Origin of the sequence: Streptomyces sp. TLI_185 (assembly GCF_003814765.1) — a bacterium.
In the GTDB taxonomy this organism is placed as follows: Bacteria; Actinomycetota; Actinomycetes; order Streptomycetales; family Streptomycetaceae; genus Streptomyces.
In genome coordinates, this window is sequence record NZ_RKRB01000001.1 from 6,959,327 (window position 1) to 6,973,363 (window position 14,037).

Genomic DNA, 14,037 nt, shown 5'->3' on the forward strand with positions numbered 1-14,037 from the left:
GCCCGTCCGGCGTTTGAGGACGAGGCCGTTCAGGCCGAAGCGGGGGTCTGGGGGCGGCAGCCCCCAGTCAACGGTGCGCCGACCCCCGCTCACCCCTCGGAGAGCGGCGCACACAACTGCTGCAAAACCTTGCCGCACCGCCGTGCATACGCATGCTGAAGGCCGCGCGTCGCGGGACCACCCGCCCGGGCGTACCACTTCGCCGCGCGGCTGAACGCATCCACGGTCAGCCACACCGTGCCGTCACCGGTGCGGTCCACGACGAACGCCTCCTCGCCGCACTCGGGGTGACCGGTCAGCGTGCCGTACGCCCAGCCGGCGCGACGGGGTTCGTCCACCGTGTAGATGATCCGGCACGGCGCCTTGATCATTCCGGCGAGAGTGACCGTGACCTCGACGCCGGGCGCCGCCCGGTCCGCGCTCGCGTCGATGCCGACACCCAGCTCCCGGTGCATCTCCCAGGTCAGGATCGCCTCGGAGGCTCTGCGGAAGACCTTTTCGCCCTCGCCGATGCGCGTGCGCACATGCATCGGGCGGAAGCCCGGCGGGCAGAAACCGACGCGGCGGGTGCCGCCGACGTCGTCGTAGGTGAAGTCCTCCAGGCGCATGGGACACAAGAGTAGGGCGGCACCCGGGAATGCCTTCCTCCCGGGTACCGCCCGCCGACCCCCCTCGGGTCAGCTCACGTTGACCGCGGACCAGGCCGCGGCGACCGCCTTGTACTCCGTGCTGCTGGAGCCGTACAGCGCGGACGCGGCCGAGAGCGTACCCGTACGCGCCGCCTTGTAGTTCGTCGTCGACGTGAAGTACGTCGTCAGCGCCTTGTACCAGATCTGCAGCGCCTTGTCCCGGCCGATGCCGGTGACCGTGGAGCCGTTGGACGTCGGCGAGTTGTAGGTCACGCCGTTGATCGTCTTCGAGCCACTGCCCTCGGACAGCAGGTAGAAGAAGTGGTTCGCGACACCGGACGAGTAGTGGACGTCCAGGTTGCCGACGGAGGAGGACCAGGAGTCCGCCGAGCCGCCGTCCTTGCTGGGCTTGTCCATGTAGCGCAGCGGGCTGCCGTCGCCGTTGATGTCGATCTTCTCGCCGATGAGGTAGTCGCCCTTGTCGGACGAGTTGTTGGCGTAGAACTCGACACCGGTGCCGAAGATGTCCGAGGTCGCCTCGTTGAGACCGCCGGACTCACCGCTGTAGTCCAGGCCCGCCGTGTTGGCGGTGACGCCGTGACTCATCTCGTGGCCGGCCACGTCGAGCGAGGTCAGCGGGTGCGTGTTGCTCTCGCCGTCGCCGTACGTCATGCAGAAGCAGCTGTCGTCCCAGAACGCGTTGACGTACGAGCTGCCGTAGTGGACGCGGGAGTAGGCGGCGACACCGTTGTTCTTGATGCCGGAGCGTCCGAAGGTGGACTTGTAGAAGTCCCAGGTCTCCTGCGCGCCGTAGGCGGCGTCGGCGGCCGCGGTCTGGTCGGTGGTCGAGCTGGAGGCCGCGCCGGTGCCCCAGACGTTGTCCGTGTCCGTGAACAGGGTGCCGGTGCCGGAGCTGCTGCTGTGCTTCAGGTTGTACGTCTTGTGACCACCGCGCGAGGCGTCGGTCAGCGTGTACGACGTGCCCGACCCGGACGTGGTGAGGCTGACCGTGCCCGAGTACAGCGTCTTGCCGGTGCCGGTCGCGTTCTCGATGCCCTGGTACTCGAAGAGCTTCTTGCCGGTCGCGGCGTCGGTGATGACGTGCAGCTGGTTCGGGGTGCCGTCGTCCTGCAGACCGCCGACGATCGTCTCGTAGGCGAGGACGGGCTTGCCGGAGCCGGCCCAGATGACCTTGCGGGCGCCGTCGGCCGCGGACTTGGTGGAGCCCAGCGTCTTGGCCGCGCTGACCGCCTGCTTCTCGGCCTTGGCCGGGGTGACCGCCGCCTTGAGCGAGGCGACCTTGATGGCAGCCTTCGTCGCCTTGGTGACGCCCTCGGTCTTGCCGGACTTGGCCGTGTGGACGACCAGGTCGCCGCCGAGGACCGGCAGGCCCGCGTAGGTGCGCTCGTAGCGGGTGTGGGTCGTGCCGTCGGCGTCCTTGATGACGTCCTTGACGACCAGCTTCTCCTTGGCGCCGAGGCCTATGTTCTGCGCCGTGCGGGCGACGTCCGCCTGCGCCTCCTTGATGAGGGAGACGCGGGTCGCGGCGGACAGCGCCTCCGAGGCGGCGGCGGGACGAGCGGCGGCCGTGGTGTCCGCCGGGGTCTGGGCGGCGGCCGAACCGGTGGTCAGACCGGTGGTGAGCAGGGCTCCGGCGGCAACGGCGGTTGCGATGGCCAGAGTCGAGCGCTTGTGACGCGCGTAGAGGGGGGTCACACAAGCTCCTTGTGGTGGGGGAGTCCGGCACGGCGTGGGGCGCCCGGCCGGAGTTGCAGTGAAGTTGTGCGGCGGTTGTGAGGAAGAGTGGCATCAAGGCGCGTACATGTCATGACCCCGAAGTGATGTTGGCTGAAAACCGACTCCCGGGTGAACATTTCGGGAATGTAAATGGGCGTCTCGGGAATGTAAACGGGCGCCGCCCCGGGAGTCGCACCCCGGGACGGCGCCCTGTCACCGATGCCGCTGCGCGCGGTCTACGGGAACGTCACCTTCCAGTTGTTGAGGGTGCCGACGTCCTGCGCGGCCTGGTCCTGAATCCTCAACTTCCAGGTCCCGTTGGCCGTTTCGGAGGAGGCGTTGACCGTGTAGGTCGCCTTGACGTTGTCGGCCGAGTCCGAGGAACTGAAGCTCTTCAGCCGGTACGCGGTGCCCGACGGGCCGAGCAGATCGATCACCAGGTCGCCTCGCCAGGTGTGCGTGATGTCGACGCTCACCTGGAGATTGCTTGGCGCGTTTCCGCTCCTGCCGGAGACGGTGATCGACGAGGTGACGGCCGGCCCGTTGTCCGGGATCGACAGCGGGGTCGTGTTCTCGTACGACGTCCCGGACCCGCCGCCCCCGCCGGAGCGCGAGCCGACCGCGACGGCCGCCCACGCGTCCTGCACGGCCTTGTACTCGGTGGAGGTGGTGCCGTACAGCTCCCCGGCGGCCGCGAGCGTGCCGGTACGTGCGCTCGCGTAGTTGGTCGTGGACGTCCACTTGGTGGTCAGCGCCCGGTACCAGATGGCCAGGGCCTTGTCCCGGCCGATGCCGGTGACCGGAAGGCCGTCCGACGTGGGCGAGTTGTAGCTGACGCCGTTGATGACCTTGGCGCCGCTGCCCTCGCTCAGCAGGTAGAAGAAGTGGTTGGCGACGCCCGAGGAGTAGTGCACGTCGAGGTTGCCGACGCCCGAGTACCAGGAGTCGGCGGAGCCGCCGTCCTTGCTGGGCTTGTCCATGTAGCGCAGCGGGGTGCCGTCGCCGTTGATGTCGATCTTCTCGCCGATGAGGTAGTCACCCGGGTCGGACGAGTTGTTGGCGTAGAACTCGACGCCGACGCCGCCGAGGATGTCGGAGGTCGCCTCGTTGAGGCCGCCGGACTCGCCGCTGTAGTTGAGGCCCGCGGTGTTGGAGGTGACGCCGTGGGTCATCTCGTGGCCGGCCACGTCCAGCGAGGTCAGCGGGTCCGCGTTGCCGGAGCCGTCGCCGTACGTCATGCAGAAGCAGCCGTCGTCCCAGAACGCGTTCACGTACGAGTTGCCGTAGTGCACGCGCGAGTAGGCGCCGACGCCGTTGTTCTTGATGCCGCTGCGACCGAAGGTGTTCTTGTAGAAGTCCCAGGTCTCCGCGGCGCCGTAGTGCGCGTCCGCGCCCGCGGTCCCGGCGTTCGACGTCGTGCCGTTGCCCCACGTGTTGCTGGTCTGCGAGAACAGCGTGCCGGTGCCGGACGTGCCGTGGTTCAGGTTGTACGTCTTGTGGTTGCCGCGGTCGCCGTCGGTCAGGTTGTAGTTCGAGCCCGACTGGGTCGTCGTCAGCGAGACCGTGCCGCTGTACTGGGTGTTGCCGGTGCCGGTCGCGTTGTCGATGCCCTGGTACTCGTAGAGCTTCTTGCCGGTGGTGGCGTCCGTGATGACGTGCAGCTGGTTCGGTGTGCCGTCGTCCTGGAATCCGCCGATGACCGTCTCGTACGCCAGGACCGGCTTGCCGCTCGCCGCCCAGATCACCTTGCGGGCGCTGTCGGCGGTCGACCTGGTGGAGCCGAGGGCCTTCGCGCGCTTCACGGCCTGCTGTTCGGCGGCCGCCCTGGTGATGTCCGGGGTGACGTCGGAGACCTTGATGGCGGCGTTCGTCGCCTTGATGACGCCCTTGGTGGCACCCGACTTGGCGGTGTCGACGACCAGGTCGCCGCCGAGGACCGGAAGGCCTTCGTAGGTGCGCTCGTAACGGGTGTGCAGGGTGCCGTCGGCGTCCTTGACGACGTCACGGGCGACGAGCTTCTCCTTCGCGCCCAGGCCTATGTCCTTGGCCGTCTGCGCGCGGGCGCTGTCGGCGTCGCGTATCAGCTCGGCGCGCTGGGAGGGGGAGAGCTTGACGGCCGTGTGCGCCTTGTTCAGGGACGAGGCATGGGCCGGCGCGGCGGACGCGGCGCCCGACTGGACGGCCGCGGCGAGCAGTGCGGTGACGCCGGCGACGGCGACGATGTGGGAGGTGCGTCTGCGAGAGGAACTGCTTCTCAACACTGACTCCTTCTGCGTGGCCGCGGGTTGCGCGGCCAGGGAGATCCGGACGGTGGGTCGCCCGTCCGGGCAGAACTGGGGTGGAGCTTGTGGGGTTGCTGTGTTGAAGCTGTGGGAAGGGTGGCAGGAGATTCCGGCCCTGTCAGGAGCGCGTCACAAAGTTGGCCGGAATTGGTTCGTTGTCCGGTTGTTCATGTTCGGTATGCGAACTGGATGTTGGATCGTGAGCGGAAAGTGCGTCCTACGACGGCTCGCCGTGCCACGTGTGCCAGAGCGCCGCGTATGCGCCCTCCGCCGCCACGAGCTCTTCGTGCGTGCCGAGTTCGGTGAGCCGGCCGTCCTCCATCACGGCCACGCGGTCCGCGTCGTGGGCGGTGTGCAGGCGGTGGGCGATGGCGATGACCGTGCGGCCCTCGAGTACGGCGGCCAGGGCGCGCTCGGTGTGGCGGGCGGTGGTCGGGTCGAGGAGCGCGGTGGCCTCGTCGAGGATGAGAGTGTGCGGGTCGGCGAGGACCACGCGGGCCAGGGCGAGCTGCTGGGCCTGGGAGCCGTCGGTGCGGGTGCCGCCGTCCCCGAGCGGGGTGTCCAGTCCGTCCGGCAGTTCGCGCACCCAGTCGTCGGCACCCACCGCCGTGAGCGCCGCCCACAACTCCTCGTCCGTGGCGGCCGGTTCGGCGATGAGCAGGTTGTCGCGGACCGAGCCGAGAAAGACGTGGTGCTCCTGCGTCACCAGGACGACCTGGCGGCGCAGCTGCTCGGGGCCGAGGTCGACGACGGGCACCCCGCCGACGGTCACGGTGCCCTCGGTGGGTGCGTCGACGCCTGCCAGCAGCCTGCTCAGTGTGGTCTTTCCGGCGCCCGAGGGGCCCACGACCGCCAGCCGCTCGCCGGGGCGTACGGTCAGGTCGACGCCGTGCAGGACCTCGCCGCCGCGGTCGTAGGCGTACCGCACCCCGGCCACGTCGAACCGGTCGTCCGCCGGGGCGGGCGCATCGGCCTGCTGTACGCGCGGTGCCCGGGCCAGGCCCTCCACACGGGCGAAGGAGGCGCTGCTGTTCTGCAGCTGCTCGACCCGCATCAGGATCTCGTCGAGAGGGCCGCTCAGCCGCTGCAGATACAGGGCCGCCGTCACGACCGCGCCGAGGCTCAGCGTGCCGCGCGCGTGCAGGACCCCGCCGACCAGCAGGACCGCGGACACCGGAACCAGGTAGGAGACCTCCACCGCGGGAAAGAACACGCTGCGCAGGAACAGCGTGTACAGCCGGGTGCGCCGGGACGTCTCCAGCGCGTCCCGGCTCGCGGCGATCCGCCGCCGCCCCAGCCGCAGCGCCTCGACCGTGCGGGCGCCGGACGCGGTCGCCGCAAGGATCTCGGCGACGTCGGAGGTGGCGGCGCCCTCGGCGAGGTAGCCGTCGCGGGCCCGCCGCAGATACCAGCGCAGCGCACACCAGATGCCGACCAGACCGAGCAGGCCGCACCCGCCGAGCAGCGGGTTCAGCCAGAACACCGCGCCGAGCAGGAACAGCGCCTGCACGGTGTTGATGAGCAGCTCGGGCCCGACGTCACGCAGAGTCGTGCCGACCGTGGCCACGTCGGCCGTCCCGCGCGCCGTCAGATCGCCGGTGCCGGCCCGCTCCACGACCGCCGCGGGCAGCGCCAGCGCCCGGTCGACGAACTCCTCGCGCACGCGGGCCAGCGTCCGCTCCCCGAACCGGTGTCCCACATATCGGGCCCAGCGGGCGAGCACCAGTTGCGCCAGCGAACAGAGCAGGATCCACAGCGCCAGCCGGTCGACGGCGCCGACGCCGTGCCCGGCCCGCACCTCGTCGATGATCCGGCCGACCAGCCAGGGTCCCGCGAGTCCGGTCCCGGCCGCCAGCGCGTTGAGTGCGAGTACGGCGACGAAGGCGCGGGCGTCGGCCCGTACGAGACGCACCATGGCCCGGCGTACGTCGGGCCGTTCGGCCACGGGGAGGTGGCCCGATCGTGCCGTCATCGGACCGGCTCCTCGGCGTCCCGTGCGACCAGGGCGCGGTAGCCCGGCTCGGTGTCCAGTAGTTCGCGGTGGCCGCCGGAGGCTGCGACTTTGCCGTCGACCAGGTAGTACACGGTGTCTGCGCGGTCCAGTACGAGCGGTGAGGTGGTGGTGACCAGGGTCGTACGGCCCTGGCGTGCGGTGTGCAGCCGTTGGGCCACCCGGGCCTCGGTGTGCGCGTCGAGCGCCGACGTCGGTTCTACGGCGAGCAGTACCTCGGGGTCGGCCGCGAGTGCCCTTGCCAGGCGGATGCGTTGGCGTTGGCCGCCGGAGAGGTTGCGGGCCTGGGGGTCGATTGCTGAGTCCAGGCCCTCGGGCAGGCCCTGGACGATGTCGTCTGCGACGGCTGTGTGGATGGCTTTTGCCGTGTGCGCATCAGAGGGTGCCTCGGATTGTCGTTCGGCGTCTGCGAGTTGTGTGTGGTTGCTCGCGCCCCGCGGCGGAGCCGCACATCGATGCAGCCCCGCGCCCCTCAAAGGCCATTCCGTGCCGCCCAGTACTTCGCGCAGTGTGCCTGCGAACAGGTCGGCCTCGTGGTCGGCTACCAGGATGCGCCGCCTGATCTGCTTGAGGGCGATCTCGTCCAGCGGGGTGTCGCCCCAGGTTGCCCTCGACGGCCTGTACCGCCCTAGCCGGTCCACGACCTCCGCCGCGTCGGCCGGGCGGGAGCCGGCCAGAGCGGTCAGCCGCCCGGGGCGTACCCGTACCCCCGACTCGGGGTCGTGCAGTACCGCCGGTTCCGCGGGTGCGTCCCTCGTGCCCGTGTCGGCCAGGGGTTCCAGTTGCAGGAAGCGGACGACCCGGCGGGCCGACACCAGGCCGCGGCTGATCTGGTAGCCGCATTCCACCCAGAAGGCCACCGGGCCGACCAGCACCGCCACATAGCCGTACACCGACACCAACTCGCCGATGGTGATGGACCCTTGGGCCGCTAGCCGGGCCGCCAGCCAGGTGACCACTGCCAGGAAGAGGGTGGGCAGTCCGATGCCCAGCGCCTGGACCCAGCTGGTGACCGCACCGACCCGGTAGCCCTGGCGGCGCAACCGTTGCGAGTCGTGGTGGAAGGCCTCCGCGAACAGGCCTTTGCCCCCGAGGCCGTTGAGGACGCGCAGGCCGCCCGCGAGGTCGGCGATCCGGGCCGTGAGCACACCCTGCCGGTTGCGGTACTCGGTCTCCGCGCCCTGCAGACGGGTCAGCAGCGGCCCGACGAGGACGACGATCACGGGGATGCCGAGGAGTACGACCGCGGCGATCAAGGGCGAGACCGAGAGCAGCACAGCCGCGACCACCAGGTAGGCGACCACCGCCCCGACCCCGGGCCCGACCACCGTCAGCGACTGGCTGATCGTCTGCACGTCGCCGACCCCGATGGTGACGACCTCCCCGGCCCCCACCCGGCGCGGCAGCACGGCGCCCAGCCGGACCGCCTGGCCGACGATCACCTTGACCGTGCGGAAGTTGGCGTCCATCCGCACCCGCGTCATCGTGCGGTGCCGCATGATGCTCAGCCAGGCGTTGAACGCCCCGACCGCGAAGAGCGCCGCGGTCCAGCCGGCCAGCGCCGGGTAGTCACCGGGCTCCAGCCCGTCGTCGATCGCCCGGGAGAGGAGATACGGCGTCGCCGCCAGCAGCACCATCCACACGCTGCCCAGCACCGCCCCGGCGAGCGACCGGCCGGGCTGGCAGCGCACCAGCCACAGCAGATAGCGGGCGCCCCCGCGGCAGTCGGGCTCGCCCGGATCCTCGTACGCGTCGATCATGCTCCCCCGATCCCTGCCGGTCCTGCCGTTCCCTACGCCAGACTGTCCCGCCACGCCCGGTGCAGATCCGCGAACCGCCCGGTGCCCGCGACGAGTTCGGCCGGGCTGCCGTCCTCCACGATCTTCCCGTGCTCCATGACCAGTACCCGGTCCGCGATCTCGACCGTCGACAGCCGGTGCGCGATGACGACCGCCGTACGGCCGCGCAGCACCGTCAGCATCGCGCGCTGCACCGCCTGTTCGCCCGGGATGTCGAGCGAGCTGGTCGCCTCGTCGAGGATCAGCACGGCCGGGTCGGCGAGCAGCGCCCGGGCGAAGGCCACGAGCTGGCGCTGGCCCGCGGAGATACGGCCGCCTCGCTTCCGTACGTCCGTGTCGTACCCGTCGGGCAGTGCGCTGATGAACTCGTGCGCACCGATCGCCTTCGCCGCCTGCTCGATCTGCTCACGGGTCGCGTCCGGGCGGCCGATGGCGATGTTCTCGGCGACCGTGCCGGAGAACAGAAACGCCTCCTGCGTCACCATCACCACCCCGCGCCGCAGCTCGGGCACGGCCAGTTCGCGCAGGTCGACGCCGTCCAGCAGGACCCGGCCCGTGGAAGGGTCGTAGAAGCGGGCGAGCAGCTTGGCGAGCGTCGACTTGCCGGCGCCCGTCGAGCCGACGACCGCGACCGTCTGCCCGGCGGGGATCGTCAGATCGAAGGCCGGCAGCACCTCGCCGCCGGTGCGGTAGCCGAAGCGGACGCCGTCGAAGACGACCTCGCGGCCCGGGTACTCGCTCTCAAGTGCCGGAAGTTCCACGGGAGTCGACGGCTCCGGCACGGACGGTGTCTGGGCGAGCAGCCCGGCGATCTTCTCCAGGGAGGCCGCCGCCGACTGGTACGAGTTCAGGAACATGCCGAGGCGGTCGATGGGGTCGTACAGGCGGCGGAGGTACAGGACCGCGGCCGCCAGCACGCCCAGCTCCAGCGAGCCGCCCGCCACCCGGTAGCCACCCCACAGCACGATCACCGCGACGGCCGTGTTGGCGACCAGCCGGGAGCCGACGACATAGCGGGCCATCTCCAGCATGGCGTCGCCGTTGACCCGTTCGTGCCGCCGGTTCAGTGCCAGGAAGTCGGCGTCGTTGGCGGCCTCGCGGCGGAACGCGCGCACCGGCCGGATCCCGTTCATGGTCTCGACGAACTTCACGATGACGGCCGCGATGGCGGTGGACCGCACCCGGTACACCCGTACCGCGCGCCGCTGGTAGACCCGTACCAGCAGGTACAGCGGCACGAAGGAGGCCACCGCGACGGCGCCGAGCCCCAGGTCCAGCCAGAGCAGCATCGCCGAGATGTAGACGAAGGAAAGGATGACCGTGATGAGTTCCTGAAGCCCCTCGTTGAGCAGTTCCCGCAGCGACTCCACGTCCGCCGTGGACCGGGAGATCAGGCGGCCGCTCGTGTATCGCTCGTGGAAGTCGATGCTCAGCGCCTGCGCGTGCCGGAAGATACGGCCGCGCAGATCGAGCAGCACGTCCTGGTTGACCCGGGCGGAGGCGATGATGAACGCGTACTGCAGCCCGCCGGAGACCAGCGCGCACAGGAGATAGCCCGCGGCCACCGCGATCAGCGGGCCGTGGTCGTGGTCCCGGAACGCCGGTACGGCCTTGTCGATCGCGTACGCCACCAGCAGCGGGCCGGCCTGCACTGCCGCCTGCTGGAGCAGCAGCAGGAGCGTGGTGACGGCGACACGGGCCTTCATGGGGGCCAGCAGGGAGCGCAGCAGGCCGGCGGTGGCGCCCGGGGGTGTGGGCAGGACGTCCCGGTCGAAGGGGTCGCCGGCGTCCTTGGGGCGGGGGAGGTCCGGCTCGTCGTTCGCCGTGGGGACGGATGTGGTGGGGGCCGTCATCGCTCGTCCTCCGCTTCTGAGGTCCCGGACATCAGATGGGCGTACTCGGCGTTCGTGCGCAGCAGTTCGTGATGAGTGCCCACGGCGGTGATCCGGCCGCCGGAGAGCAGCGCGACCCGGTCGGCGAGCAGGACCGTGGACGGGCGGTGCGCCACGATGAGCGCCGTGGTGTCCGCGAGGACGTCCCGCAGGGCGGCCTCGACCGCGGCCTCGGTGTGCACGTCGAGGGCGGACAGGGGGTCGTCCAGGACGAGGAACCTGGGTCTGCCCACGACGGCCCGCGCGAGCGCCAGTCGCTGCCGCTGCCCGCCGGAGAGACTGAGCCCCTGCTCGCCGACCTGGGTGTCCGTCCCCTGGGGCAGCGCGTGCGCGAACTCGGCCTGCGCGACCGCGAGCGCGCGGTTCAGCTCGGCGGCGCCTGCGCCGTCCTGGGCGCCCATGAGCACGTTGTTGCCGACGGTTGCCGAGAAGAGGGTGGGTTCTTCGAAGGCGACGGCGACGAGGGCGCGCAGTTCCTCGCGGGACATGGCGGTGATGTCGTCGCCGTCGAGGGTGATCCGGCCCGATGCCACCTCGTGGAGGCGGGGGACGAGTGCGGTCAGGGTCGTCTTGCCGCTTCCGGTCGCGCCCACCAGGGCCATGGACTCGCCGGGGCGGATGTGGAGGTCGATGCGGTCGAGGACGGGAGGAGAGTCGGAGGGGGCGTCCGGGTAGCGGAACCGGACGCCGTGAAAGCGAAGTCCCTGCGTAGCTGCGGGCAGTCGTGCCGCCAGGGCGGCTCCCGACCCACTGAGAGCGGCACCTCGACGCGCCGAGCCGCGCACCCCGTCCTGCGCCGGCTCAGACTCCGGCGCCTCATCCATCACTTCGAAGTACCGCTCCGTGGCAGTCGCCGCCTCCTGACTCATCGCAAGCAAGAACCCGATGGAATCCACCGGCCACCGCAACGCCAGTGCTGTCGAGAGAAACGCGACCAATGTCCCCGCCGACAGACCGCCGGAGGCCACCTGCACGGTGCCGAGCACCAGCGCCGCCCCGATCGCCACCTCCGGCAGCGTCACGATGACGCCCCAGATCGTGGCGAGCAGCCCCGCCTTCCGCAACTCCGTCCCCCGCAGCGTCCGGGTCAGCTCGCGGAACGCGCGCGCCTGGCTGCGGTGCCGCCCGAACCCCTTGATGATCCGGATCCCGAGCACGCTCTCCTCGACGACGGTCGTCAGATCGCCGACCTGGTCCTGCGCGAGCCGCGCCACATGGGCGTACCGCTTCTCGAAGATCACGCAGGTGACCACCACGGGGACGGCGGGCCCCAGGATCACCAGCCCGAGCGTCCAGTCCTGCAGCAGCATGATCACCACGCCGACGAGAATCGTCACCCCGTTGACCAGCAGGAACGTCATCGGAAAGGCGAGGAACATGCGCAGCAGCATCAGGTCCGTCGTGCCGCGCGACAGCAACTGGCCCGAGGACCAGCGGTCGTGGAAGGCGACCGGCAGCCGCTGCAGATGCCGGTACAGATCCGCCCGCATCCCCGCCTCGACGCCCGCGAGCGGCCGTGCCACCAGCCACCGCCGCAGCCCGAACAACAGCGCCTCCCCGAGCCCGAGGAGCAGCAGGTACAGCGCGCCGAGCCACACCCCGGCCGGGTCCCGGTCGGCAACCGGCCCGTCCACCATCCACTTCAGCACGAGCGGGATCACGAGGCCCGTGCACGAGGCGAGCACGGCGACGAACGCGGCGGTGAACAGCCGCGCCCGTACGGGCCGTACGTACGGCCACAGGCGCAGCAGTGTGCGTACGGCGGATCGGTCGCCGGGTTCCGTGGGGTCCTTGGTGGTTGCACGTGTAGAGGGCATCGTCTGTGAGCCTACGGATCGGCACTGACAACGCCCACCGAGTTTTGGCCGGACCCGAATCGGCCGCTGGTCCTACGACCTGCGCGTTCGAGGGGGCGTACAAGGGATCCGGAGCGGTCGTACCCCCGCATCAACCGATCGGTTGATGCGCCTTCGAGCGCGACGGCCGATGTGGCGGCGGGGCGGTTCCCGCGAACCTGATGCCATGCCCGTCATCGAAGTCACCGAACTGCGCAAGTCCTACGGCGGCCGGGCCGTCGTCGACGGTGTCTCCTTCGCCGTCGAGGAGGGCGAGATCTTCGGGATCCTCGGCCCGAACGGCGCCGGCAAGACCACCACCGTCGAGTGCGTCGAGGGACTGCGCGTCCCCGACGCGGGCCGGGTCCGCGTCACCGGCCTCGACCCCGTCGCCGACCACGCGCGCGTGGCCCGCGTCCTGGGCGCCCAGCTGCAGCAGAGCGAGCTGCAGCCCAAACTCTCCGTCCGCGAGGCGCTGGAGCTGTACGCCTCCTTCTACCCGGGCCCGCTCGACTGGGCGCCGCTCGCCGAACGCCTCGGCCTGACCGCGAAGCTGACCACCCGGTTCGGCAAGCTCTCCGGCGGCCAGAAGCAGCGCCTGTTCATCGCGCTCGCCCTGATCGGCAACCCGCGGGTGGTCGTCCTGGACGAGCTGACGACGGGCCTGGACCCGCGGGCCCGCCGGGACACCTGGGCGCTGATCGAGGACGTCCGGGCCAGTGGCGTGACGGTCCTGCTCGTCACCCACTTCATGGAGGAGGCGCAGCGCCTGTGCGACCGGATCGCCGTGATCGACAAGGGCAGGGTGGCCGCGCTGGACACCCCGGCCGGCCTCATCCGGCGCTCGGCGGGGGCCACCGTCATCAGCTTCACGCCGTCCGCCCCGCTGGACGACCGTGACCTCGCCGCCCTGCCCGCGCTCGCGTCCGTCGAGCACAAGGACGGCCGCATCACCCTCTCCGGCACGGACGCGACGGTCAACGCCGTCATCACCCTCCTCGCCCGCCACCACATCACCGCCCACCAGCTCCGCGTCGTGGACGCCACGCTCGACGACGCGTTCCTCGACCTGACGAAGGCCGACGACGCCGACACCAAGGAGGCAGCGGCATGAGCACCGCCGTACTGAAGACCGAGGTGCGCCTCTTCCGCCGCGAACCCGGCGCCATCTTCTGGATCCTCCTCTTCCCGACCCTCCTGCTGGTGATCCTCGGCTCCATCCCGTCCTTCCGGGACCACCAGGCCGACCTCGGCGGCCTGCGCACCATCGACGTCTACGTCCCGGTCGCCGTGCTGCTCGGCATGATCGTCGGCGGTCTGCAGTCGATGCCGCAGACCCTCACCGGCTACCGGGAGCGCGGCATCCTGCGCCGGATGGCCACCACCCCGGTCCGGCCGAGCGCCCTGCTGTCCGCGCAGATGGTGGTGTACGGCGGTGCCGCGCTGGCGTCCGCGCTGCTCGCCCTCGCGGTCGGGCGCCTCGGCTTCGACGTACGACTGCCGAAACAGCCCCTCGGATACGTCCTCGCCCTGCTGCTGGCCGTCCTGGCCGCCCTCGCTCTCGGATCGGTGGTGTCGGCCCTGTCCCGTACGACGAAGATCGCGGGTGCGATCGGTTCGGCCGTCTTCTTCCCGTCGATGTTCTGCGCGGGGGTGTGGCTGCCGACGCAGTCCATGCCGGATCTGATGGCCCGGATCGTCGGGTACACGCCCTTCGGAGCGGCCGCACAGGCGCTGAACCGGGCGGCGGCCGGACACTGGCCGGGCTGGGGGCACCTGGGTGTGCTGGCGATGTGGATCCTGCTGCTCACGGGTGCGGCGAGCCGCTGGTTCCGCTGGGAGTAGGAGCGGT

Annotated in this window: 9 protein-coding genes; 2 read left to right on the top strand and 7 right to left on the bottom strand. The window is 70.7% G+C overall.

What is annotated here, in order from left to right; genetic code table 11:
* Positions 1 to 89 precede the first annotated feature (89 nt).
* From EDD92_RS32250 to EDD92_RS32280, 7 genes are all read right to left on the bottom strand, one after another.
* Positions 90 to 608, bottom strand: coding sequence for a DUF1990 domain-containing protein (locus tag EDD92_RS32250; protein WP_123967574.1), 519 nt, complete (start codon positions 606 to 608; stop codon positions 90 to 92).
* Positions 609 to 677: 69 nt separating this feature from the next.
* On the bottom strand, positions 678 to 2,345 hold the full coding sequence (locus EDD92_RS32255) for a M4 family metallopeptidase (RefSeq protein ID WP_123967575.1): 1,668 nt from the start codon (positions 2,343 to 2,345) through the stop codon (positions 678 to 680).
* Between the two features lie 257 nt (positions 2,346 to 2,602).
* A complete protein-coding gene (locus tag EDD92_RS32260; RefSeq protein ID WP_123967576.1) occupies positions 2,603 to 4,624 on the bottom strand; it encodes a M4 family metallopeptidase in 2,022 nt (673 codons plus the stop codon).
* Between the two features lie 241 nt (positions 4,625 to 4,865).
* The gene (locus EDD92_RS32265) at positions 4,866 to 6,620 is read right to left on the bottom strand and encodes an ABC transporter ATP-binding protein (RefSeq protein ID WP_123967577.1); all 1,755 of its coding nucleotides are present in this window, start codon (positions 6,618 to 6,620) and stop codon (positions 4,866 to 4,868) included.
* Entirely contained in the window at positions 6,617 to 8,419 is a 1,803-nt protein-coding gene (locus EDD92_RS32270; RefSeq protein ID WP_123967578.1) for an ABC transporter ATP-binding protein, read from the bottom strand. The genes EDD92_RS32265 and EDD92_RS32270 overlap by 4 nt, the downstream gene beginning before the upstream one ends.
* A gap of 32 nt (positions 8,420 to 8,451) precedes the next feature.
* The gene (locus EDD92_RS32275; RefSeq protein ID WP_123967579.1) at positions 8,452 to 10,311 is read right to left on the bottom strand and encodes an ABC transporter ATP-binding protein; all 1,860 of its coding nucleotides are present in this window, start codon (positions 10,309 to 10,311) and stop codon (positions 8,452 to 8,454) included.
* A complete protein-coding gene (locus tag EDD92_RS32280) occupies positions 10,308 to 12,167 on the bottom strand; it encodes an ABC transporter ATP-binding protein (RefSeq protein ID WP_123967580.1) in 1,860 nt (619 codons plus the stop codon). The genes EDD92_RS32275 and EDD92_RS32280 overlap by 4 nt, the downstream gene beginning before the upstream one ends.
* Positions 12,168 to 12,372: 205 nt before the next feature.
* Between EDD92_RS32280 and EDD92_RS32285 the strand changes: the two genes are divergently transcribed.
* The gene (locus tag EDD92_RS32285; protein WP_123967581.1) at positions 12,373 to 13,299 is read left to right on the top strand and encodes an ABC transporter ATP-binding protein; all 927 of its coding nucleotides are present in this window, start codon (positions 12,373 to 12,375) and stop codon (positions 13,297 to 13,299) included.
* Positions 13,296 to 14,030 (top strand): ABC transporter permease, encoded by a 735-nt coding sequence (locus EDD92_RS32290; protein WP_123967582.1) that lies wholly within the window; start codon positions 13,296 to 13,298, stop codon positions 14,028 to 14,030. Before EDD92_RS32285 ends, EDD92_RS32290 begins: the two co-directional genes overlap by 4 nt.
* Positions 14,031 to 14,037 lie beyond the last annotated feature (7 nt).

What these genes read in the sequence shown, in the direction of transcription:
- EDD92_RS32250 (WP_123967574.1), bottom strand. Translation starts at nt 608, where the DNA reads ATGCGCCTGGAGGACTTCACCTACGACGACGTCGGCGGCACCCGCCGC.
- EDD92_RS32265 (WP_123967577.1), bottom strand. Translation starts at nt 6,620, where the DNA reads ATGACGGCACGATCGGGCCACCTCCCCGTGGCCGAACGGCCCGACGTA.
- EDD92_RS32270 (WP_123967578.1), bottom strand. Translation starts at nt 8,419, where the DNA reads ATGATCGACGCGTACGAGGATCCGGGCGAGCCCGACTGCCGCGGGGGC.
- EDD92_RS32275 (WP_123967579.1), bottom strand. Translation starts at nt 10,311, where the DNA reads ATGACGGCCCCCACCACATCCGTCCCCACGGCGAACGACGAGCCGGAC.
- EDD92_RS32280 (WP_123967580.1), bottom strand. Translation starts at nt 12,167, where the DNA reads ATGCCCTCTACACGTGCAACCACCAAGGACCCCACGGAACCCGGCGAC.
- EDD92_RS32285 (WP_123967581.1), top strand. Translation starts at nt 12,373, where the DNA reads ATGCCCGTCATCGAAGTCACCGAACTGCGCAAGTCCTACGGCGGCCGG.
- EDD92_RS32290 (WP_123967582.1), top strand. Translation starts at nt 13,296, where the DNA reads ATGAGCACCGCCGTACTGAAGACCGAGGTGCGCCTCTTCCGCCGCGAA.